This window comes from Polaromonas sp. P1_E11, assembly GCF_056405995.1.
Window position 1 is genome coordinate 1,290,899 of sequence record NZ_JBFUBA010000001.1, and the last position, 21,909, is coordinate 1,312,807.

The following is a 21,909-nucleotide window of genomic DNA, read 5'->3' on the forward strand; positions in this document are numbered from 1 at the left end:
TTTTTTCCTTGGGGCGGCCCGGCGGAAAAACATGTCTATCCCTCACACATACAGTCCAAGGTGAACGCCAATGGTTGAAAAACGCGGAACCCACGGCATACTTGCCCACGTCATCGTGATCCTGGGCGTCTTTATCGTCGCCTTCCCCCTCTACCTGGCCTTTGTGGCTTCGACCCACACCGCGCAGGAGATCGTGCAGGCGCCCATGCCATTGCTGCCGGGCACCAACATGCTCGACAGCTACAAGGCCGCGCTGTTCGGGCGTGAATCCGCTGCCGGCTCCAACGCACCCGTGGCGCACATGATGTGGGTCAGCTTCGTCACGGCGATGGTGATAGCCATCGGCAAGATCACGATCTCGCTGCTGTCGGCATTCGCCATCGTGTACTTCCGCTTTCCGTTCAAGAAGACCTGCTTCTGGGCCATTTTTGTGACGCTGATGCTGCCGGTGGAGGTGCGCATTTTGCCCACCTACAAGGTGTTGTCAGACTTGAACATGCTCAACACCTATGCAGGCCTCACGGTGCCGCTGATTGCCTCGGCCACGGCGACTTTCTTGTTCCGCCAGTTCTTCCTGACGGTGCCTGAAGAGCTCACCGAAGCCTCACGCATGGATGGCGCCAGCCCCATGCGTTTTTTCTTTGATGTGCTGCTGCCGCTGTCGAAGACTTCGATCGCCGCGCTTTTTGTCATCCAGTTCATCTACGGCTGGAACCAGTACCTCTGGCCGCTGCTGGCCACGACCAGTGAAGACATGTACCCGGTCGTCGTGGGCATCAAACGCATGATCGCCGGCGGCGACGGCCAGAACGAATGGAACGTGGTCATGGCCACAGCGATTCTGGCGATGCTGCCGCCCGCCCTCGTGGTGGTGCTGATGCAGAAATGGTTCGTCAAGGGCCTGGTCGACACCGAGAAATAAACGCCACAGCCCAGAGCGGCCCTGACAGCCAAGAACAACCAAGACACAACGGAAATACAGACATGGCATCCCTTTCATTCAACAACGTCATCAAGCGCTACGGCTCCGGCAAGGACGCACTTCAGGTTCTGCACGGCGTGAACGCTGAGATCAACGACCACGAGTTCATCGTCATCGTCGGGCCCTCGGGTTGCGGCAAGTCCACCCTGCTGCGCATGGTGGCTGGGCTGGAAGAAGTCAGCGACGGGCAAATTTCCATTGGCGGCAAGGTCGTCAACGAACTGGAGCCTTCCGAGCGCGACATCGCCATGGTGTTCCAGAACTACGCGCTTTACCCGCACATGAGCGTGTTCGACAACATGGCTTACGGCCTGAAGATCGCCAAGGTGCCCAAGGACGAGATCAAGACGCGTGTCGACAAGGCCGCCAAAATCCTCGAGCTGGGCCACTTGCTGGACCGCAAGCCGCGTGCCCTGTCCGGCGGGCAGCGCCAGCGCGTGGCCATGGGCCGCGCCATCGTGCGCCAGCCGCAGGTTTTTTTGTTTGACGAGCCGCTGTCCAACCTGGACGCCAAACTGCGCGTGCAGACGCGTCTTGAAATTCAGAAGCTGCACCGCGAACTCGGCATCACATCCCTCTTCGTCACGCACGACCAGGTCGAAGCCATGACGCTGGCCCAGCGCATGATGGTGATGAACGCCGGCCGCATGGAACAGTTCGGCACACCGGAAGAGGTTTACAACCGGCCTGCCACCACCTTTGTGGCCAGCTTTATGGGTTCACCGCCCATGAACTTGCTCAAGCAGGCACCGAACACCGACTTCGGCGGCAAGCCCGGCGCCATTCTGGGCATACGCCCCGAGCACCTGACGGTGGGTCCCACCGGCTGGGCAGTGCAGGTCGACACGATCGAAATGCTGGGCGCCGAGCGCCTGTTGTACTGCCGCATGGGCAGCGAAGCCATCATCGTGCGCACCGACGAAAGCCTCTCAACGGCACCCGAGATCGGCGCGACCATCCACGTTACGCCGCGCGCAGACCGCCTTCACTGGTTTGACTCCGAAACGGGCAAGCGGATCTAATTTCCGGCTTTCGCCTCGTCTCCACAGGTCCTGAGAACACCATGACAAATCCCGTATCTGCCGCCAACTGGCCGTATCCGCGCTGGGTGGCACACCGCGGCGCCGGCAAGCTGGCGCCTGAGAACACGCTGGCCTCGTTCATGATGGGCGCCAGCCATGGCTACCGCATGTTTGAGTGCGACGTGAAACTGAGCGCCGACGACGTTCCCTTTTTGCTGCACGACGCCACCCTGGAACGCACCAGCAATGGCAAGGGTGTGGCTGGCGCACAGCTCTGGAACGCGTTGGCAAAGCTGGATGCGGGCGGTTGGCATTCGCCGGCTTTTGCCGCGGAAGGCCTCGCCAGCTTTGAGCGCATTGCCCGCTACTGCCTGGACCACGGCTACTTCCTGAACATTGAGATCAAGCCCACGCCGGGTTCGGAAAGCCATACCGGGACGGTCGTCGCCAATGAGGCGGTCCGGCTGTGGCAGGGCACGGCGGTTCCGCCGCTGCTGACGTCTTTTCAGCCGCTGTCGCTGGAGGCCGCCAAAAACGCCCAACCCCAATTGCCGCGCGGCCTGCTGCTCGACCAACTCCCCGCCAACTGGCTGGAAACTGCGACAGGCTTGGGCTGCGTGGCCATCGTTTGCAACCACAAGCTCTGGAATGCCGATACGGTGGCCCAGGCCAAAAAAGCCGGATTCAAATTGCTGAGCTATACGGTAAATGACGAAGCGAACGTGCAGCGGCTGCTGGCCCTGGGCACCGACGGCATCATCACGGATGCGGTCGACGTCTTCAAGCCCGACTAGGGTCTCAGGCCCGCCAGGCGCCCAGCAAAAACCACTGGCAAACTGCGGCCCCAACCACCATGGCGGCGTAGGTCAGCATCTTCCCGTCATGGCCGAAGAACAGCAGGCCGGCGACCAAAATCGCCACATTTACTATAAAAACAATAGCTGCTTGCGCCCACCAGCTCTGGGCTAACGGCCTTTTTGAGCCAAACAAACCACCCAAAAGACGGCTGCACAACACCAACAGCACGGCCACGGCGACCGCTGGCACGACAAAATTGAGCAGGTGATTGGCCAGCAGGTAAAAGGTCATGCGTTGGGTCGATGGGGAGAACAACCGGGCGCCAGAAAGACGTCCGAAAAAGGGCTATCACGGTGATTGTCCGGGTTTCCTGCCTGCCGGAGCGCTTCAATTTTATAATCGGGAGATGTCAGTCTGGGCCCTTGGGCTAAACCATAACACCGCACCGCTCGATTTGCGCGGGCGATTTGCCTACGCCCTGGACCAAATCGAGCCCACTTTACGCGGCCTGCGCGAGTCGCTGGCGCGCCAGCCCGAGGCGACCCTGCTGTCGACCTGCAACCGCACCGAGATTTATTGCGCGGGCGAAACAAACGACCTGGAACACACGCTGGACTGGCTGGCACACAGCGGCGGCGTTTCGCCGGCTTTGCTGCGCTCACATGCCTATACCCTGCACGACGATGCGGCGGCCCGTCATGCTTTTCGCGTGGCCAGCGGGCTCGATTCCATGGTGCTGGGCGAGCCGCAAATCCTGGGCCAGATGAAAGACGCCGTGCGCGCCGCCGAAGACGCAGGCGCCATGGGCACCACCTTGCACCAGCTGTTCCAGCGCTCGTTTGCCGTGGCCAAGGAAGTGCGCAGCAGCACCGAAATCGGTGCGCACAGCATCAGCATGGCGGCGGCCAGCGTGCGGCTGGCCGGCCAACTGTTTGAAGACCTGGGCGATATCAAGGTGCTGTTTGTCGGCGCCGGCGAGATGATCGACCTGGCGGCCACCCACTTTGCCGCCAAGAACCCAAAAGCCATGGCAATTGCCAACCGCACGCTGGAGCGCGGCGAAAAGCTGGCCGGCCGCTTCGGCGCCGAAGTGATGCGCCTGGCCGATTTGCCCAGCCGCCTGCATGAGTTCGACGCGGTGATCAGTTGCACCGCCAGCACACTGCCCATCATCGGCCTGGGCGCGGTCGAGCGCGCCGTCAAGCTGCGCAAGCATCGCCCGATGTTCATGGTTGATCTGGCCGTGCCGCGCGACATCGAACCCGAAGTGAAGGCCCTGCCCGACATCTACCTCTACACGGTGGACGACCTGGCCCACGTGGTGCAGACCGGCAAGGACAACCGCAAGGCAGCCGTGGCACAAGCCGAGGTCATCATCGACGCGGGCGTTCAGAATTTCATGCACTGGCTGGGCCAGCGCCGCAGCGTACCGCTGATCCAGCAGCTCAACGCGCAGACCGACGAGTGGCGCGCCGCCGAGATCTTGCGGGCCAAAAAGCTGCTGGCCCGGGGCGAGCCCATCGACACGGTGCTGGACGCGCTGACCCGCGGCCTCACCCAGAAAATGCTGCACGGCGCGCTGGCTGAGCTGCATGCGGGCGATGCCAACAGCCGCGAAGCCACGGCACAGACCGTATCCAGGCTGTTTTTGCGCGGCCAGCTGCCCAAAATCCAGTCCGACGACAAAGAGCGTTAGCGGCCGCCAAGGCACTGACTTCCTGTGCCGGCGCAAGCCGGTGGCTCCGCTGGCGGAGCGTCGTTGTTGACGGCCTAGCGCCCCCCCTTTTTCCCAGTCCTCATTCCCATGAAACCTTTTCTTCGCCAAACCCTGGACCGCCAGCTGCTACGGCTGCACGAGCTGGACTCGCTGCTGTCCGCCAGCGACGTGGTCAGCGACCTGGACCGCTTCCGTTCGCTGACCCGGGAACATGCCGAGGCGAGCGTGATCGCCGACCAGTATTTGCGGCTCACCAGCCGCGAGGCCGACCTCAGCAGTGCCGAAGGCATGCTGGCTGAAGCCAAAGACGACCCGGAAATGGCGGCAATGGCGGAAGAAGAAATCGCCGCAGCCAAAGCCGATATTGCGCAGATCGACGAAGCCTTGCAGCTGATGTTGATTCCGAAGGACCCGGACGACGCGCGCGCGGCTTTCATCGAAATCCGTGCCGGCACCGGCGGTGACGAATCGGCGCTGTTCGCGGGTGACCTGTTCCGCATGTACACCCGCTTTGCCGAGCGCAACCGCTGGCAGGTCGAAATCATCAGCGAGTCATCCAGCGAACTGGGCGGCTACAAGGAAGTCGTGCTGCGCATTGACGGCGCAACAGACGCCCTGGGCGTCGGTGTGTACGGCAAGCTGCGCTTTGAGTCGGGCGGCCACCGCGTACAGCGCGTGCCCGCCACTGAAACGCAAGGCCGCATCCACACCAGCGCCTGCACGGTGGCCGTGATGCCGGAGCCCGACGAAGCCGTGGCCATCCAGATCAACCCGGCCGACCTGCGCATTGACACCTACCGCGCCAGCGGTGCCGGCGGCCAGCACATCAACAAGACGGATTCGGCCGTGCGCATCACGCACATCCCGACCGGCATCGTCGCCGAATGCCAGGAAGGGCGGAGCCAGCACAGCAACAAGGCCCAGGCGCTCAAAGTGCTCACGGCACGCATCCACGAAAAAGACCGCTCCGAGCGCGCCGCCAAAGATGCGGCCCTGCGCAAGGGACTGGTGGGCACGGGCGACCGCAGCGACCGCATCCGCACCTACAACTTCCCCCAGGGGCGGCTGACCGACCACCGCATCAACCTGACGCTGTACAAGCTCCTGGCCATCATGGAGGGCGACCTGGGCGACGTGGTTACCGCGCTGCAGGTGGCGCGTGGCGCCGAGCTGTTGGCGGAGCTTGAAACCGCCAACAACGGACTTTGAGACAACCACGCAATGGCCAGCCCCTGGTTTTTATATGTCAAATCGGCCAATAGACCAATAAAGACGGGCGCAAGCAGCTCCTGTTTTTATAGCAAAGAGAAAGCTCTTTCATGAATCCGCCAAGCTGCGCACAGGCCCTTGCAGCCGCCCAGAGCCTCGGACTGGACCGCCTGGACACCCAGCTGCTGCTGCTGCACGCGCTAGGCAAACCCGCTGATGCCCGGGCCTGGCTGCTGGCGCATGACACCGATGTGCTGCCGCAAAAAGCTGCCGAGGACTTTCGCGCCCTGAGCCTGCGCCGGGCCGCCGGTGAGCCTCTGGCCTACATCGTCGGCAGCAAAGAGTTTTTTGGTCTGGCGCTGGAGGTGGACGCTCGCGTGCTGGTGCCGCGCCCCGACACCGAAACACTGGTGACCTGGGCGATGGAGCTGCTGCAAACCCGCGCCATGCCCGCGGCGCCTGAGATTCTGGATCTGGGCACAGGCAGCGGAGCCATCGCACTGGCCATCGCGCACAGCTTGCAAACGGCCGGCCGCCAGAGCCATATCGTGGCGGTGGACGCCAGCGCGGGCGCGCTGGATGTGGCCCGTCACAACGCAGCCCGGTTGGGCCTGAGCCTGGATTTCATTCAAAGCCACTGGCTGGAGGAAGTTAGCGGACACTTCCATCTGATTGCCAGCAATCCGCCCTATGTCGCCAGCGCCGACCCTCACCTGGAGGCCCTGACCTATGAGCCTCTGGCTGCGTTGGCTGCCGGCCCGGACGGGCTGGATGACATCCGGGCGATCGTCCGGCAGGCACCTGACAGCCTGGTGCCGGGGGGTTGGCTATTGCTGGAGCACGGTTACGACCAGTCTGAGGCGGTGTGCGCCCTGCTGTCCCGGGAGGGCTTTGCCCAGGTCCAGAGTCGGCTCGACATGGCTGGCATCGCGCGCTGCTCGGGCGGATTGTGGCCGGGTGAATGAGGAATCGGCGCGAAATTCCAAACGGCGGGATAATTGGCCTGTTGAATTCTGGTTTCCAGATTCCATCTAAATGAAACGCCCGGCTGAAATTGTCAGCCCGGCACCGGCCCTTCGGCCCCTATCCCAGGATTCCTAAAGGACTTCATCATGAGCACGACAGACCCCACCCAGCAACGCATCGCCGAGATCGTCAAATCCAGCGACGTTGTCCTCTTCATGAAGGGCACGGCCCAATTCCCGATGTGCGGTTTTTCCGGCCGTGCCATCCAGGTGCTCAAGGCCTGCGGCGTGAACAAGCCCGCCACCGTGAACGTGCTGGAAGACGAGGAAATCCGCCACGGCATCAAGGAGTTCAGCAACTGGCCGACCATTCCACAGCTGTATGTGAAAGGCGAGTTCATCGGCGGCTCGGACATCATGATGGAGATGTATCAGAACGGCGAGCTGCAACAGGTGCTGGGAACCCCCACCACCAACTGAGCATTGCAGGCGTTGTGCCGGCTTTGCACCGGCACCATCGATGGATCAGCGCGTGTAGCCCGCGCAGGCACCCGCATCCACTGCGCCCTTGCATTCGCGTTTGAGCCGGGCATCGCGCTGGCCGGGTGTCTCGCCGGACCCTGAAATGAATTTGACTTTGCCGCCTGAATTTATCGCACCAGGCTGAGCGGCGGTCTTCCTGGTTTTTTTGGCCTTGGCGGGCTTTACCCCATCCTGGGCCGATTGAGCCTGCACATTACCGCCCAGCAGCGCCATGGCCAAGACGGCAGCCAGCGCATTGCAAAAATTCCTGTTCATACCTTTTTCCTCCCTTTTTTATTCTTTCGCAAACGCAGGTGACACTGCGTTTTGCCTCAAGCTTTATTGCAGCTTGGGGTCACCAAATTGTTCATCATCAGGTGGCACATCAGCCGGCAGGCGGAACCCTTCGCTGGCCCAGGCGCCCAAGTCTATGTTCTTGCAACGCTCGCTGCAAAATGGGCGAAAAGGGTTACTGGGTGCGTAAATGCTTTCACCGCCGCAGCCCGGGCATACGACCCGTTTTAGAGGCGGGGAATCTTTCTTCATCGCAGGCATGTTTGCAGACAGGTCTGGGGATCAATCGGGTGTGATGGCGAGGGAGGCAGCAAGTCCTGAAATCAGGAGCAAAGCGTCAGCTCAAACGCAGAATCTTCGGTGCTGGCGTGCAGCCGGTCGTCACTGCCGTGACGCATGAGGCGCACCGACACAATCAGCCGGTTACCGCTGATTTCGGGAATCAGCCCCAGAGCCGGGTCTATCCGCAGGCGCAACAGCTGGAAGGTACGCCCCTGCGGCAACGTCTGCTGGTATTGCCCGCCAGGCGCCACCACTTTTTGAGGCGCCCCGGAGTCACGCAACAGCGTTAGCAGTACACGTATGGATTCGGCCAGCGGCACCAGCGGCGTGATCCAGCGCTGCAGGTCTTGCTTGCGTGTCTCGGTGTCCAGGTGCTGCCACGCATAGTAGGCCGGCAAATCAAACTCACAGGTCCCGCCCGGGATGCCGACACGGCTGCGAATGCTCATCAGCCAGTCGTTTTCCGTCAGGGAATGACCGGCTTTGCCCGGCAGGTTGTTCAAAGCGGAAAAACAGCCTTCAAGCTGGCCGGTCACCTCGTCAAGAACAGCTTCGGAAATGGCCGGGTTGCCACGGTAACCATTGAGGACATGTTTTTGTTTCTCAAGGTCCTTGAGCACGTCGGTCTTCAGGTCGGCCCGCGCGCCGACATCCATGATTTCAAAAATGGTCGTGATCGCGTAATGATGATCCGTCGGGCTCTCACGTTCCACCAGTTCACCAAGACGGCGAAACAGGTGTTCAAGTCGCAGATAAGTGCGTATGCGTTCGTGAAAAGGATACTCGTAAAGGATCACAGCGCTAGATTTCGTCGGCTTTAAATGAGGAGATTTGTTTGCGCATCATAGCCCGAAGCGCCCGGCAAGCTGTCGGACCAGGGCTTCCAGGCTCGCCAGAGACAAGCCATCGTTATAGAGGCATATGTCAGCTGCAGACAGGCGCTGCGTGCGGCTTGCCTGGCCAGCCATGATTTTCTCCACCACTTCCCGTGGCCAGCCGTTTCGGGCCATCACGCGGTCAATCTGGGTCTTTTCACTGCAATCCACAACCATAACCTGGTCAAGCTGCTGCCGCCATCGTCCTGACTCCACCAGCAACGGGACGTCAAACACTACGCACGCACTGCCGCCTGCGACCGCCTGCTCATATTGGCGCAGGGTTTCCCGGCTTACCCAGGGATGCACGATGGACTCGAGCCTGCGACGTGCAGACGGGTCGTCAAAGACCAACTGTCGCATCCGTTCCCTGTGCATGGCGCCTTCGGGGGTGATCAATTCTCCGCCGAACAACGCTGCAATTTCCGGCACAGCCGCCCCGCCGGCTGCCGTGACCGCACGGGAAATGGCATCGGCATCCACCAACGCCGCGCCGTGGGCAACCAGAATACCGGCAAGCGTACTTTTACCGCTGCCTATGCCACCGGTCAGGCCAATACGCAGGGCTGCACGGGCCATGGCATCTCACAGACCAGCAAATCGCAAAATGGATTGCGGCCCAAAAATCATGGCCGTGAAACCCGCACCGGCCAGGAAAGGCCCAAAGGGCACATAACCACCTTCGCGCAAGCCCGTGGAAAATTTCATCGCAATGCCTATGACAGCACCAATCACCGAGGCCATCAGGATCATGGGAACCAGCGCAGGCCAACCGAACCAGGCGCCGAGTGCGGCGAAAAGCTTGAAGTCGCCATAACCCATGCCTTCCTTGCCGGTGGCCAGTTTGAAGGCCCAGTACACCAGCCACAAGGACAGGTAGCCGGCGACTGCGCCCCACAAGGCTGTTGGCAGGTTAACCGCCGGGTTCCACTGAAGGGCTGCGACGATCAGGCCGGCCCACAGCAAAGGCAAGGTGATGTCGTCCGGCAGCAAGGTGGTGTCCCAGTCGATCACCGCCAGGGCCAGCAGTGCGGCGGAAAAGCCGCACCAGCCCAGCGCAGTCAGCGACCAGCCCCAACGCCACACACAAAAGAAGAACAAGGCGCTCGTCACTGCCTCCACGACGGGGTAGCGCATACCGTAGGGCGAGCCGCATACCGAACACTTGCCGCGCAGGAACACGTAACTGACCACCGGAATGTTCTCGTACCAGCGGATGGCATGGCCGCAGCTGGAGCACCGTGAGCGTGGCACCAGCAGATTGAATTTGTCAGAAGGTTCTGCTGGATGCCCAGCCAGTTCCGCGCATTCCTGCGCCCACTGCCGCTCCATCATTTTGGGGAGACGGTAAATCACGACATTCAGGAAACTGCCAATCAGCAGGCCCAGGATGCCGGCCAGCGACGCATCAAACGCCGGGCCCAGACCCGTCCCCATCAAACGACTTGACCCAGCTTGAAAATGGGCAGGTACATCGATACCACGATACCGCCAATGAGGGTACCCAAAAACACGATGATGATGGGCTCCATCAGGCTCGAAAGGCCGGCCACCATCTCGTCGACTTCCGCTTCATAGAAGTCGGCGGCCTTACCGAGCATGTGATCGACAGAGCCGGATTCCTCACCGATGGCGCACATCTGCAACACCATGGTCGGGAACAGGTTCGCATTGCCCATCGCGGCCGTCAGGCTGGTGCCCGTGGAAACCTCCTGCTGGATTTTCTCGGTGGCATCGGCATAGAGGGAGTTGCCAGACGCTCCACCGACGGAATCCAGCGCTTCAACCAGTGGAACGCCGGCGGCAAACATGGTGGACAAGGTACGGGTCCAACGGGCAATGCATGACTTTTCAATCAAGGCGCCAAAAACAGGCACCTTGAGCAGCACCCTGTCCATCACCCTTTGCATTTTTTCATTGCGTTTCCAGGCCTGGAAGAAAAAGTAAAGGCCGCCGCCGATGCCACCAAAAATGAGCCACCAATAGGCTACGAAAAATTCACTGACGGCGATCACGAACAGCGTCGGCGCAGGCAAATCGGCGCCAAAAGATTTAAACACCTCTTTGAAAGCCGGAATCACAAAAATCATGATCACCGCGACCACCACAAAGGCCACAATCACCACCGAAATGGGGTACATCAGGGCCGACTTGATTTTCGATTTGATGGCTTCGGTTTTTTCCATGTAGACCGCAAGCCGATCCAGCAGGGATTCCAGAATACCCGCAGCTTCACCAGCTTCCACGAGGTTGCAATACAGTGCGTTGAAATACATCGGGTATTTGCGAAAGGCTGCGCTCAAGGAGGTGCCGGTTTCCACGTCAGTGCGCACATCATTGAGAAGCTTGGTGACACTGGCGTTCGCATTGCCGCGCCCCACAATATCAAACGATTGCAAAAGCGGAACGCCCGCCTTCATCATCGTAGCCAACTGGCGGGTAAAAATGGCGATGTCCCTCGGCTTGATCTTCTTGCCGGAGCGCATGCTGCGTTTTTTGATCTTGGTGGGCAAAACGCCCTGGCGGCGCAGGGAAGCCTTGACCTGATTTTCTCCGGCGGCCCGGATCTCGCCCCGAACCTGTTTGCCGCCACGGTCCTTTCCCTCCCACTCGAAAACAAATTCCTTGATGCCCCTGGTGGATGCTGCAGTTGCCATGATGGTTTTCTCGTTTTATCGATGGCCAAGCCATCTTTCGCTACAGACGCCGATTGTTCAAAACTTTACGTGAGTAAATTTAAACATTCGTGCAACCCAAAACCTCTTCCAGTGAAGTCATTCCGAGTTTAACTTTTTGCAATCCGGACTGGCGCAGGCTTCTGACCCCTTCGAGTTCGGCCTGCGCAGCGATTTCAAGCGCACTGCCGTCGCGAAGGACGATACGCTGGATTTCCTCAGAAATCGGCATCACCTGATAAATACCGACTCGGCCCTTGTAACCATTTGTGCACATGGAACAACCGACAGGCCGATACGGAGTCCACGAGCCGTCGACGTCATCCTCTTTGAAACCGGCCTCCAGCAACGTCTCGCGGGGGATATCCGCAGGCGCCTTGCAGTTTGGGCAAAGCCGGCGCGCCAGGCGCTGGGCGGTGATCAGGATGACGCTTGAAGCAATATTAAAAGGAGCGATGCCCATGTTGCGCATACGCGTCAACGTGGTCGGCGCGTCGTTGGTGTGCAGCGTGGACATGACCATATGTCCGGTCTGCGCGGCCTTGATGGCAATATCAGCCGTTTCAAGGTCGCGGATCTCACCGACCATGATGATGTCCGGATCCTGGCGCAAAAAGGCCTTGAGCGCGACAGAAAAAGTCATGCCCGCCTTGTCATTCATGCTGACCTGGTTGACACCGGGTAACGTGATTTCGGCGGGATCTTCAGCGGTGGCAATATTGACGCCCGGCTTGTTCAGAATATTCAGGCAGGTGTAGAGCGACACGGTTTTACCGGAGCCCGTCGGCCCCGTCACCAGCACCATTCCATAGGGCCGCTGAATAGCGGCCATCAGGCGCTCCTTCTCAATCGCCTCATATCCCAGCGCATCGATGCCCAGCTTGGCGCTGCTCGGATCCAGAATACGGATAACGATTTTTTCGCCATACATGGTCGGCAAGGTGCTCACCCGGAAATCGATCACACGATCAGGACCGATCTTGAGTTTCATCTTGCCGTCTTGCGGCACGCGTTTTTCCGAGATATCCAGCTTGGAAATAACCTTGATGCGCGCGGCGAGCTTTTCCTTGATGGCCACCGGCGGTGACGCGATTTCGCGCAGTTCGCCGTCTACCCGGAAGCGAACCCTGTAGGTATGTTCAAACGGCTCGAAATGCAGGTCAGAAGCGCGCATGCTGAAAGCATCGAGCAGCATCTTCTGAAGAAATTTGACGACCGGCGCGTCCTCAACTTCGGAGACACCCGCATCGTCTTCCACCGCACCAGAATCGGCACTGGTCTCATCAAACTCAAAGTCGTCGCCGATGATACTTTCCATCGCCTCAGAGGCGCTGGTGTTGGACACTTCCGACAGCTTGGACAGCTTGTCGTATTCAGCGATGACCCAGTCGACCCCCATCTGGGTGGAAAACTTGATTTTTTCGGCCGCCTCCTGATCGGAAGGATCTGCCGTCGCAACAATCAGCCGGTTATTGCGTTTGCTCAGGACAACGATGCGGTACGTTGCACAAATCTTGGTATCGAGCAGTCCCTTGGGCAGGCGCTGTATGTCTATGGCGTCCAGGTCAAGCAAAGGCGCCGCAAAGGCGGTCGACATGGTGTGTGCAAGGTCAGACGCGGAAACCGCCCCCGAGCCTGTCAGTTCGGCGATGAAGCTGGTGCGCCCCGTTTGGGCTTTGCGAAAGATGTCTTCGGCGGCCTTTTGACCCAGTTTCCCCGCAACCACCAGAGCCCGGCCCAGACCCGGCAATGCCATGGATGGCGGTTGGTTGATAGCGGTGTCGACAGCGGCCATGGGTTCTCTGGATAGGCTTAAATAGGTATCATCGCTTATAGATTACAAGGTGTAAATCGAAAACGCGCCGCAGACCTGCCAGACGTTGGAAGTATGCGAAGAAACGCACAGATATGGCCAAGGCCGAAACATTCCTGGTCGGGGTGAGAGGATTCGAACCTCCGGCCTCTACGTCCCGAACGTAGCGCTCTACCAGGCTAAGCTACACCCCGATCCGGCAGCTGTCAGAAACGCCTCTCAAGCAATTGGGAGGCCAGCTGCATCAGGGCATTACTGTAAATGTTTTGGGGCAATGCCTGCAAGGCATTCAGTGCGCGCTGTGCCTCCACAGCCGCAGCATCCCGGGTGGCCTGTAGTGCACCTGTCTGCTGCACGATGGCAATGATCTGCGCCATCTGGCCCGTGCCGCCAGTTTCAATCGCCTGCCGGATGGTCGTGCGTTCGGCCTCTGTGCCTCGCTGCATGGCAATGATCAGCGGGAGTGTCGCCTTGCCTTCGCGCAAGTCATCCCCCAGGTTTTTGCCCATTTCAGACACATCCCCGTCGTAGTCCAGCACGTCGTCGATCACCTGGAATGCGGTGCCAAGCGCCTGGCCGTAGTCTGCGCAGCTTTGCTCAATGGCTGGCGGCGCCTGGGCCAGCAAGGCCGCCAGGCGGGCGCTGGCCTCGAACAGCTTGGCCGTCTTGGAGCGGATCACCCGGAGGTAGCCCTCCTCCGACAGTGTCGCGTCATGCATGTTCATGAGCTGCAACACCTCGCCCTCGGCGATCACGTTGGTTGCTTCGGCAAGTGTCTGCATGACACGCATATCGCCGGCTTCGACCATCATCTGGAACGCCCGGGAATAGAGGAAGTCACCGACCAGAACGCTGGCAGGATTGCCGAAGGCTTCGTTGGCAGTCGTGCGGCCCCGGCGCAAGGTGGATTCGTCCACCACGTCGTCATGCAGCAAGGTGGCCGTGTGGATGAATTCCACCACGGCCGCGAGGTTGTGGCGCTGTTCCCCCCGGTACCCCAGTACACCGCACAGCAGCAGCAGCAGGGCGGGACGAAGTCGCTTGCCGCCGGCTGCCACGATGTACTGCGACACCTGGCTGACCAGCGGCACGTCGGATTTGAGCCGCCGCTCGATGACCGCGTCCATTCCACGCATGTCGTCGGCAATCAGGGCTAGGGCTGCGGCAGTGCTTGAAGAGTTGACGGACAAAGCGGATCCAGATGTTGAGAGATGGTAAGTTTGGGCAGATTATAGGAAGCCCCCTCCGTCCGGTGGCGCTGCCGCGCAGCCCGCAACCACCGCCTGAAAGCCGTAAAACAGCACTTCTGGCCAATTTGGCCCCGCCATGCTAGAATATTGGGCTCTGCGGAAATCCGTCTGCAGAACTCAATAAAGAGGTCTTACATGTACGCGGTCATAAAAACCGGTGGCAAACAATACAAAGTTGCTACTGGAGAAAAAATTAAAGTAGAACAGATTGCTGCGGACGTAGGCCAAGAGATCGTTATTGACCAGGTATTGGCTGTCGGCACCGGCAGCACAATCACGGTTGGTACGCCCTTGGTGTCCGGCGCCACTGTTACAGTCACTGTCCTTTCCCAAGGTAGGCACGACAAGGTTCGCATTTTCAAAATGCGCCGTCGCAAGCACTACCAAAAGCGTCAGGGCCACCGGCAAAACTACACGGAACTGCAAATCGGCGCCATCGCCGGTTAAGCACGGACGTACCAGGAGTAACGAAAAATGGCACAGAAAAAAGGCGGCGGCTCTACGCGAAACGGGCGTGATTCACAGCCCAAAATGCTCGGCGTCAAGAAATTTGGCGGTGAAGTCATCAACGCAGGCAGCATCATCGTGCGCCAGCGTGGCACCAAGTTCCACCCAGGCGTCAATGTCGGCATCGGCAAAGACCACACGCTGTTCGCGCTGGTTGACGGCTCGGTCTCGTTTTCCGTCAAGGGTGCGCTGAACAAGCACACCGTGAATGTGACCCCGGCGTAAGCTGATCACTTCGATAAGTCACTTCGACTGAAACGAAGCCCCGACCTGTCGGGGCTTTTTTGTTTGTAAACTTGATCTCCGGCCCCTGACGCCTCTGTTTTTTAACCGCAGCACAGCAGCACTCCATCATGAAATTTGTTGACGAAGCCTTTATTGACATTGCCGCAGGCGATGGCGGGAGTGGCTGCGTCTCCTTCAGCCATGAAAAATACAAGGAGTTCGGCGGCCCCAACGGCGGCGACGGCGGACGCGGCGGCCACGTGTATGCGGTGGCCGACATCAACCTGAACACCCTGGTCGACTTCCGGTTTTCACGCCGCCACGAGGCCCGTAACGGCCAGCACGGCATGGGTTCAGACATGTTCGGCGCCAAGGGCGACGACATCATCCTGAAAATGCCGGTCGGGACCATCCTGACTGACGGCGAAACCGGGGAAGTGCTGTACGAGCTGCTGGTCCCCGGTGAACAAGTGCTGATTGCCAAGGGTGGGGATGGCGGCTTCGGCAACCTGCGCTTCAAAAGCTCGACCAACCGCGCGCCACGCAGCAAGACGCCCGGCTGGCCCGGCGAGCGAAAAAGCCTCAAGCTCGAGCTCAAGGTGCTGGCCGACGTCGGCTTGCTGGGCATGCCCAATGCCGGCAAGTCCACCTTCATTTCGGCCGTGTCGAACGCGCGCCCGCGCATTGCAGACTACCCGTTCACCACCCTGCATCCCAACCTCGGCGTGGTACGCGTGGGCCCGGAACAAAGCTTCGTGGTGGCAGATCTTCCCGGCCTGATCGAGGGTGCTTCGGAAGGCGCCGGCCTGGGCCACCTGTTCCTCCGGCACTTGCAGCGCACCCGCCTGCTGTTGCATATTGTCGACATGGCACCTTTCGATGAAGGCGTGGACCCCGTGGCGCAGGCCAAGGCGATTGTGGGCGAACTCAAAAAATACGACGAAGCCCTTTACGACAAACCACGCTGGCTCGTCCTCAACAAGCTCGACATGGTGGACAAGGACAAGCGCGCAGCGCTCGTGAAGGATTTCGTCAAGCGCTTCAAGTTCAAGGGCCCCGTCTTCGAAATCTCGGCCCTGACGCGCGAGGGTTGCGAGCAGCTGGTCAAAACCATTTACCAGCATGTGAAGAGCGTCCAGAAAAGCGAACAGCCGGTGGAAGAGGTTGATCCGCGATTTGCCGAACTGCCGCCGGAATCCCCGTAACGGCCTTTCCCCGCTGATCTCCGGGCAAACGCCGCCGGCATTTGCTATATAAACGATAGCTGCTTGCGCCCGCCCTGATTGGGCCAGAGCCCTAAAATACACTTAAATGCAAGAACAAACCGGCTCCCTGGTCCTGCGCAACGCCAAACGCATCGTGGTGAAGGTTGGTTCCAGCCTGGTCACCAACGAGGGGCGCGGGCTGGATTCCGTGGCCATCGGCCAGTGGTGCGAGCAGCTGGCAGCCCTCGTGAAGGACGGCCGGGAGGTCATCATGGTCAGCAGCGGCGCCATTGCCGAGGGCATGAAACGCCTGGGCTGGGCGACCCGGCCCAAGGCCATTCATGAGCTGCAGGCCGCCGCCGCCGTGGGCCAGATGGGTCTGGTCCAGGTTTATGAAACCAAGCTGCGCGAAAACGGCATCGGGAGCGCCCAGGTTCTGCTGACGCACGCCGACCTGGCAGACCGCGAACGCTACCTCAATGCGCGCTCCACCCTGCTGGCGCTGTTGCAGCTTGGCGTAGTACCCGTCATCAACGAAAACGATACCGTCGTCAATGACGAGATCAAGTTTGGCGACAACGACACGCTGGGCGCACTGGTCGCCAACCTGGTGGAAGCCGATGCGCTGGTCATCCTCACAGACCAGCGCGGCCTCTACACCGCCGATCCGCGCAAGGACCCGGCCGCACAGTTTGTGCATGAGGCCAAGGCCGGCGACGCAGCGCTGGAGGCCATGGCGGGAGGCGCAGGTTCCAGCATCGGCAAGGGCGGCATGATCACCAAGATCCTGGCCGCCAAACGCGCCGCGGGCTCAGGCGCATCGACAGTTATCGCCTGGGGCCGCGAGCCGCAAGCCCTGGTCCGGCTGACCCGGGGCGAGCCCATCGGCACGCTGCTGGTGGCGCAAACCCAGAAGATGCAGGCCCGCAAGCAATGGATGGCCGATCACCTGCAGATGCGGGGCTCAGTGACTGTGGACGCAGGTGCCGTGGGCAAGGTGCGCGATGAGGGAAAAAGCCTGCTGCCCATCGGCATGACGGCCGTTCAGGGGGAGTTTTCACGCGGCGACGTCATCGCCATCAGGGACCCTGGAGGCGCCGAGATCGCGCGCGGCCTGGCCAATTACTCAAGCGCCGAAGCCCGCATGATCTGCCGCAAGGCATCGTCAGAATTCGAAAAACTGCTGGGCTACACGGGCGAGCCCGAAATGGTTCACCGCACCAACCTGGTATTGAGCCGCTAGGTTTGCCGGGCGCCACGCTGCGGCGTCGCAGCCGCGAGCCCTCGCCTATTCCCGGGTCCTGAAATTCGGGTTCTTCAGCCGCGACACCATCAGGTCCACTGTTTGCACAGGTGCCGCGCTGTCGCAGGCGCCGGCCCTGGCCAAACGGAAAGCATGCTTGGACGGCATATTGCCGAACACCGACTTCCACTCCGGATTGCTGACGTTGGTCCATTTGCCGTCTGAATAACGGGCGTAGGTCTTGAATTCTCCGGTGCTGCACCGTATGCCTTCGTACATCACATTGCGTGCGCCGCTGGAATTCGAGGCCACGATCACGTAGCGCACGACGCTGTCCTTGTTCGAAATCTGGATGGTCGCAGGGTCCACACCGTACACCAGCTGGGAATTGGGCGACACCTCAAACGTGACCAGTTTGGTGAGGTCGAAGGCCGGCGGCGCCGGGACGTTGTCTTCTTTCCAATCTGCGGGATCTTCCAGCGGGGCCACGGCCCACGATGTACAGCTGATCCCCAGCAAAAGGGCGGCGGCCACAAGGGCGGGTTTGAGATTCATGGTTTGGTTGGTTGGCTATTCGCATCCAGGCTGGTCTGCGGATCGGGTTCAAAAGTGGCGCCGGGCGGCAATTCAAAAGACGCCCCCAGCCGTGTCAGTGGTGCATGAAAGGGCTCACCAGCGGGCGCAAAACCGCCCTCGCCGGCCTGGCCCGCGTGGTCACGCTGATGCAAGCCCCCGCGCAAATAACGGTTGCGGTGGTCGGGGCGCTGCTCGAAACGCGCGTCCGTGCGCGGAACGAACCGCGACAGCTCGGTCAGGGCCATTTCGTACACGCCGCGCTTGAACTCGACCACCACGTCCAGCGGCACCCAGTAGTCGTTCCAGCGCCAGGCATCGAACTCCGGATGGTCTGTGGCGCGCAGGTTCAAGTCCCAGTCGTGGCCGACCAGTTGCAGCAGGAACCAGATTTGTTTCTGGCCTTTGTAATGTCCGCGCGCATCGCGGCGGATGAACCGGTCAGGCACCTCATAGCGCAACCAGTCTCGGGTTCGGGCCAGCACATTCACATGCTGCGGCATCAGCCCCACTTCTTCATGCAACTCGCGGTACATGGCCTGCTCGGGATTTTCGCCCCGGTCAATGCCACCCTGCGGAAATTGCCACGAGTGGGTACGGATACGTTTGCCCCAAAATACCTGACTTCTCTGGTTGAGCAAGATGATGCCGACGTTGGGCCTAAAGCCGTCCCGGTCAAGCATAATCAAACCTCAATTTTTTAAACTGAGTCCATTATGCACAGCGAAGGCCCCAGCGCCAAGCGCACGGCGGGCTGCAGCACCCCATTCCCGTTCCCTTTTCGTTCCTTTTTCGACTCATTTCCATCCTTTTTTCCAACCCCGGAATCCCCGAAAACCGCCCATGAAAGCCTCCCAGTTCTTTATTTCCACCCTCAAGGAAGCGCCTGCCGACGCGGAAGTCGTCAGCCACCAGCTCATGATGCGGGCCGGCATGATCAAGAAACTGGGCGCCGGCGTGTACAACTACATGCCGATGGGCCTGCGCGTGATCCGCAAGGTCGAGGCCATCGTGCGCGAGGAAATGAACCGCGCCGGCGCGATCGAAATGACCATGCCGGTGATCCAGCCGGCCGAGCTCTGGCAGGAAACCGGCCGCTTTGAAAAAATGGGCCCCGAGCTGCTGCGCATCAAGGACCGCCACGGCCGCGACTTTGTCGTCCAGCCGACCAGCGAGGAAGTCGTCACCGACGTGATGCGCCAGGACATCAAGAGCTACAAGCAGCTGCCCAAAAACCTGTACCAGATCCAGACCAAGTTCCGCGACGAACGCCGCCCCCGCTTCGGCCTGATGCGCGGACGCGAGTTCATCATGAAGGATGCCTACAGCTTCGACCGCGACCAGGCCAGCGCCAAGGCCAGCTACCAGGTCATGGCCGCAGCCTACCGCAAGATTTTTGACCGCTTCGGCCTGACCTACCGCGCCGTCGCGGCAGACAGCGGCGCCATCGGCGGCGACCTCAGCGAAGAGTTCCAGGTGATCGCCGCCACCGGCGAAGACGCCATCGTGTATTGCCCCGGCAGCGATTACGCGGCCAACATGGAAAAAGCCGAATCGCTGGCGCCCCAGGGCGCACGCAAGGCCGCTTCCCAGGCGCTGACCAAAACCGCCACGCCCGGCAAAGCCACCTGCGCCGACGTGGCGGAGCTGCTGGGCATCCCGCTCGCTTCCACCGTCAAGTCGCTGGTACTGGCCACCGACCAGATGGATGAAACCGGCAAGATCGTCAAGACGCAGGTCTGGCTGCTGCTGCTGCGCGGCGACCACGACATGAACGAAGTCAAGGTCGGCAAGGTGCCGGGCCTGGCGGACTTCCGCTTTGCCACCCTGCCCGAAATTGAAGACCATTTCGGCTGCAAGCCCGGCTACCTCGGCCCACTCAATTTGAAGAAGCCCGTCAAGCTGGTGGTTGACCGCGAAGTCGCGGCCATGGCTGACTGGGTGTGCGGCGCCAACGAACTGGACTTTCACACCACCGGCGTCAACTGGGGCCGCGACCTGCCCGAGCCCGAACTGGTGGCCGACATCCGCAACGTGGTCGCGGGCGACCCTTCGCCCGACGGCAAGGGTGCGCTGGTGATTGAGCGCGGCATCGAGGTCGGCCACGTCTTTTACCTCGGCACCAAATACAGCCAGGCCATGAACGCCACCTTCCTCGGTGAAAACGGCAAGCCCCAATTCCTGGAAATGGGTTGCTACGGCATCGGCATCACGCGCCTGCCGGCCGCCGCCATTGAGCAGAACCACGACGAGCGCGGCATCATCTGGCCCGACGCGATTGCGCCCTTCACCGTGGTGCTGTGCCCCATCAGCCCCGACCGCTTTCCCGAAGTCGAAGCGGCCGCCAACAAGCTTTACGCAGAACTGCTCGCAGCCGGCGTGGACGTGATCCTGGACGACCGCGGTGAACGCCCCGGCGCCATGTTTGCCGACTGGGAACTGATTGGCGTGCCGCACCGCGTCACCATCGGCGACCGCGGCCTGAAAGATGGCCAGCTCGAATACCAGCACCGGCGCGATGCGGCTTCCAGCAAGATCGACGTTGCCGGCGCCTTTGATTTCCTCAAGGGAAAGCTGGCGCTTTGACGCTCCAATGGTTTCCGTGCGCTCATTAACCCTGTCCGCATCCGGTGCCGCCCCGGCCAGGGCGCAGGGGATTTCCAGGCGAAGCTGCCTGCAGGCCCTGCCCATCGCCCTCAGCCCGCTGCTGCTGGCGCAGCAGGCGCATGCCGGCGCGCAGGTTGAAGAGCCGCTGATCGACTCGGTACGCACCGCGCTGAGTTCGGCGATTGCCAACCAGGCGCCTCCCGTGCCCGAGTTCAAGGACACCGAAAGCCGGCTCGCCTACCTGCGCTGGCTGGGCGCCATGAGCGAGCGGCTCAAGAAGAAGAAACCCGAGTGGCAGATCCGCAAGGAGTTTTTGCAGACTGTCTGGTACGAAAGCCGCCGCGCCGGGCTGGACACCACGCTGGTGCTGGGCCTGATCCAGGTGGAAAGCAACTTCCGCAAATTCGCCGTGAGCAACGTCGGCGCGCGCGGCTACATGCAGGTCATGCCTTTCTGGACGCGCGTGATCGGTGACGGGGATCCGTCCAAGCTCTTTCACATGCAGACCAACCTGCGCTTTGGCTGCGTGATCCTGCGCCACTACCTGGACCGCGAACGCGGCGACCTCTTCATGGGCCTGGGCCGTTACAACGGATCGCGGGGCAAGTCGCCTTACCCCAATGCCGTGATGGGTGCCAGCAAAGCCTGGGAATATTAGGCACACCCCCGTTCAGGCTCACTTCGTGTAGCCTGCTCCCCCCTTGCAGGGGGCGGCGCCTCCAGGCCGGCAAAGCCGGACCTGCGGCCCCTGCTGGTAAAGCGGGATGCTATCAATTCAATAGCTGCTTGCGCACGTCTCTATTAGGCTGAGGCGCTATTTGATGCCTGAAAATCGGGTTTTGGCGCTGTTTGGCGGCCGATACAACGGGTCTTGAGGGGCTTTTGAGCCTCTTTTTACCCAGAAATAGTGCCGCTATCCTAATACTGGCGAGCGCAAGCAGCTATAAATTTAATAGCGGCCGGCTGCCTTGCCAGCAGGGGCCGCGGATCTGGCTCTGCCAGTCCGCAGGCGCCGCCCCTGGAAGGGGGAAGGCGCTACACGCAGTGAGCGTCCGACGGGGTGAACTTAGTTTTCGGCTTTGCCGGGCCGCAGGCGCCGCCCCCTGCAAGGGGGGAGCAGGCTACACGCAGTAAGCCTGAACGGG

The 21,909-nt window shown here is 60.8% G+C and carries 24 protein-coding genes and 1 tRNA gene; 13 read left to right on the plus strand and 12 right to left on the minus strand.

Annotation, left to right across the window (positions count from 1 at the left end; all coding sequences use genetic code 11):
• Positions 1 to 70: 70 nt before the first annotated feature.
• The 3 genes from ugpE to ugpQ all read left to right on the plus strand — a co-directional run bounded on the left by ugpE (position 71) and on the right by ugpQ (position 2,798).
• Positions 71 to 922, plus strand: a complete 852-nt coding sequence (ugpE, locus tag AC1D11_RS06310; RefSeq protein ID WP_477649832.1) for a sn-glycerol-3-phosphate ABC transporter permease UgpE — start codon at positions 71 to 73, stop codon at positions 920 to 922.
• Positions 923 to 984: 62 nt separating this feature from the next.
• The gene (locus AC1D11_RS06315) at positions 985 to 2,004 is read left to right on the plus strand and encodes a sn-glycerol-3-phosphate import ATP-binding protein UgpC (protein WP_477649831.1); all 1,020 of its coding nucleotides are present in this window, start codon (positions 985 to 987) and stop codon (positions 2,002 to 2,004) included.
• Between the two features lie 41 nt (positions 2,005 to 2,045).
• The gene (gene ugpQ / locus AC1D11_RS06320) at positions 2,046 to 2,798 is read left to right on the plus strand and encodes a glycerophosphodiester phosphodiesterase (RefSeq protein ID WP_477649830.1); all 753 of its coding nucleotides are present in this window, start codon (positions 2,046 to 2,048) and stop codon (positions 2,796 to 2,798) included.
• A 4-nt stretch (positions 2,799 to 2,802) separates the two neighbouring features.
• Here the strand turns inward: ugpQ and AC1D11_RS06325 are convergent, their stop codons facing one another.
• Positions 2,803 to 3,093, minus strand: a complete 291-nt coding sequence (locus AC1D11_RS06325; RefSeq protein WP_477649829.1) for a hypothetical protein — start codon at positions 3,091 to 3,093, stop codon at positions 2,803 to 2,805.
• Between the two features lie 115 nt (positions 3,094 to 3,208).
• Here AC1D11_RS06325 and hemA point away from each other — a divergent pair, with 115 nt between their 5' ends.
• The 4 genes from hemA (at position 3,209) to grxD (ending at position 7,173) form a co-directional block, all read left to right on the plus strand.
• Entirely contained in the window at positions 3,209 to 4,498 is a 1,290-nt protein-coding gene (hemA, locus tag AC1D11_RS06330) for a glutamyl-tRNA reductase (RefSeq protein ID WP_477650966.1), read from the plus strand.
• A gap of 108 nt (positions 4,499 to 4,606) precedes the next feature.
• On the plus strand, positions 4,607 to 5,728 hold the full coding sequence (prfA, locus tag AC1D11_RS06335) for a peptide chain release factor 1 (RefSeq protein ID WP_477649827.1): 1,122 nt from the start codon (positions 4,607 to 4,609) through the stop codon (positions 5,726 to 5,728).
• A gap of 110 nt (positions 5,729 to 5,838) precedes the next feature.
• Positions 5,839 to 6,693, plus strand: a complete 855-nt coding sequence (gene prmC, locus AC1D11_RS06340) for a peptide chain release factor N(5)-glutamine methyltransferase (RefSeq protein ID WP_477649826.1) — start codon at positions 5,839 to 5,841, stop codon at positions 6,691 to 6,693.
• 147 nt (positions 6,694 to 6,840) lie between these two features.
• Entirely contained in the window at positions 6,841 to 7,173 is a 333-nt protein-coding gene (gene grxD, locus AC1D11_RS06345) for a Grx4 family monothiol glutaredoxin (RefSeq protein WP_457279670.1), read from the plus strand.
• A 45-nt stretch (positions 7,174 to 7,218) separates the two neighbouring features.
• Here grxD and AC1D11_RS06350 read toward each other — a convergent pair whose 3' ends face one another.
• From AC1D11_RS06350 to AC1D11_RS06390, 9 genes are all read right to left on the minus strand, one after another.
• Positions 7,219 to 7,491: a hypothetical protein gene (locus AC1D11_RS06350; protein ID WP_477649825.1), complete on the minus strand. Its 273-nt coding sequence runs from the start codon at positions 7,489 to 7,491 to the stop codon at positions 7,219 to 7,221.
• A gap of 63 nt (positions 7,492 to 7,554) precedes the next feature.
• On the minus strand, positions 7,555 to 7,761 hold the full coding sequence (locus AC1D11_RS06355; protein WP_477649824.1) for a DNA gyrase inhibitor YacG: 207 nt from the start codon (positions 7,759 to 7,761) through the stop codon (positions 7,555 to 7,557).
• A gap of 71 nt (positions 7,762 to 7,832) precedes the next feature.
• Positions 7,833 to 8,588 carry a cell division protein ZapD gene (gene zapD, locus AC1D11_RS06360; protein WP_477650967.1) on the minus strand — a complete coding sequence of 252 codons (756 nt, stop codon included), beginning with the start codon at positions 8,586 to 8,588 and terminating at the stop codon, positions 7,833 to 7,835.
• Positions 8,589 to 8,633: 45 nt separating this feature from the next.
• The gene (gene coaE, locus AC1D11_RS06365) at positions 8,634 to 9,245 is read right to left on the minus strand and encodes a dephospho-CoA kinase (RefSeq protein WP_477649822.1); all 612 of its coding nucleotides are present in this window, start codon (positions 9,243 to 9,245) and stop codon (positions 8,634 to 8,636) included.
• A 6-nt stretch (positions 9,246 to 9,251) separates the two neighbouring features.
• Entirely contained in the window at positions 9,252 to 10,103 is an 852-nt protein-coding gene (locus AC1D11_RS06370) for a prepilin peptidase (RefSeq protein ID WP_477649821.1), read from the minus strand.
• A complete protein-coding gene (locus AC1D11_RS06375; protein ID WP_477650968.1) occupies positions 10,103 to 11,323 on the minus strand; it encodes a type II secretion system F family protein in 1,221 nt (406 codons plus the stop codon). The genes AC1D11_RS06370 and AC1D11_RS06375 overlap by 1 nt, the downstream gene beginning before the upstream one ends.
• Before the next feature lie 79 nt (positions 11,324 to 11,402).
• Positions 11,403 to 13,136, minus strand: a complete 1,734-nt coding sequence (gene pilB / locus AC1D11_RS06380) for a type IV-A pilus assembly ATPase PilB (protein WP_477650969.1) — start codon at positions 13,134 to 13,136, stop codon at positions 11,403 to 11,405.
• Between the two features lie 135 nt (positions 13,137 to 13,271).
• Positions 13,272 to 13,348: transfer RNA gene (locus AC1D11_RS06385), tRNA-Pro, on the minus strand.
• Between the two features lie 12 nt (positions 13,349 to 13,360).
• Entirely contained in the window at positions 13,361 to 14,344 is a 984-nt protein-coding gene (locus AC1D11_RS06390; RefSeq protein ID WP_477649122.1) for a polyprenyl synthetase family protein, read from the minus strand.
• 195 nt (positions 14,345 to 14,539) lie between these two features.
• Here AC1D11_RS06390 and rplU point away from each other — a divergent pair, with 195 nt between their 5' ends.
• The 4 genes from rplU (at position 14,540) to proB (ending at position 17,584) form a co-directional block, all read left to right on the plus strand.
• The gene (rplU, locus tag AC1D11_RS06395) at positions 14,540 to 14,851 is read left to right on the plus strand and encodes a 50S ribosomal protein L21 (protein ID WP_122955355.1); all 312 of its coding nucleotides are present in this window, start codon (positions 14,540 to 14,542) and stop codon (positions 14,849 to 14,851) included.
• A 27-nt stretch (positions 14,852 to 14,878) separates the two neighbouring features.
• On the plus strand, positions 14,879 to 15,136 hold the full coding sequence (gene rpmA, locus AC1D11_RS06400) for a 50S ribosomal protein L27 (protein ID WP_122955354.1): 258 nt from the start codon (positions 14,879 to 14,881) through the stop codon (positions 15,134 to 15,136).
• A 128-nt stretch (positions 15,137 to 15,264) separates the two neighbouring features.
• A complete protein-coding gene (gene cgtA, locus AC1D11_RS06405) occupies positions 15,265 to 16,341 on the plus strand; it encodes an Obg family GTPase CgtA (protein WP_477649123.1) in 1,077 nt (358 codons plus the stop codon).
• Between the two features lie 106 nt (positions 16,342 to 16,447).
• Positions 16,448 to 17,584, plus strand: a complete 1,137-nt coding sequence (gene proB, locus AC1D11_RS06410) for a glutamate 5-kinase (RefSeq protein WP_477649124.1) — start codon at positions 16,448 to 16,450, stop codon at positions 17,582 to 17,584.
• A gap of 45 nt (positions 17,585 to 17,629) precedes the next feature.
• On the opposite strand, the gene AC1D11_RS06415 is transcribed toward proB, so the two are convergent.
• Together AC1D11_RS06415 and AC1D11_RS06420 are read right to left on the minus strand one after the other, a co-directional pair.
• Entirely contained in the window at positions 17,630 to 18,139 is a 510-nt protein-coding gene (locus tag AC1D11_RS06415; RefSeq protein WP_477649125.1) for a CNP1-like family protein, read from the minus strand.
• The gene (locus AC1D11_RS06420) at positions 18,136 to 18,840 is read right to left on the minus strand and encodes an RNA pyrophosphohydrolase (RefSeq protein ID WP_477649162.1); all 705 of its coding nucleotides are present in this window, start codon (positions 18,838 to 18,840) and stop codon (positions 18,136 to 18,138) included. The genes AC1D11_RS06415 and AC1D11_RS06420 overlap by 4 nt, the downstream gene beginning before the upstream one ends.
• Positions 18,841 to 19,000: 160 nt before the next feature.
• Between AC1D11_RS06420 and AC1D11_RS06425 the strand changes: the two genes are divergently transcribed.
• Positions 19,001 to 20,743: a proline--tRNA ligase gene (locus tag AC1D11_RS06425; RefSeq protein WP_477649126.1), complete on the plus strand. Its 1,743-nt coding sequence runs from the start codon at positions 19,001 to 19,003 to the stop codon at positions 20,741 to 20,743.
• 7 nt (positions 20,744 to 20,750) lie between these two features.
• Positions 20,751 to 21,422, plus strand: a complete 672-nt coding sequence (locus AC1D11_RS06430; protein WP_477649127.1) for a lytic transglycosylase domain-containing protein — start codon at positions 20,751 to 20,753, stop codon at positions 21,420 to 21,422.
• The last annotated feature ends 487 nt before the right edge of the window (positions 21,423 to 21,909 follow it).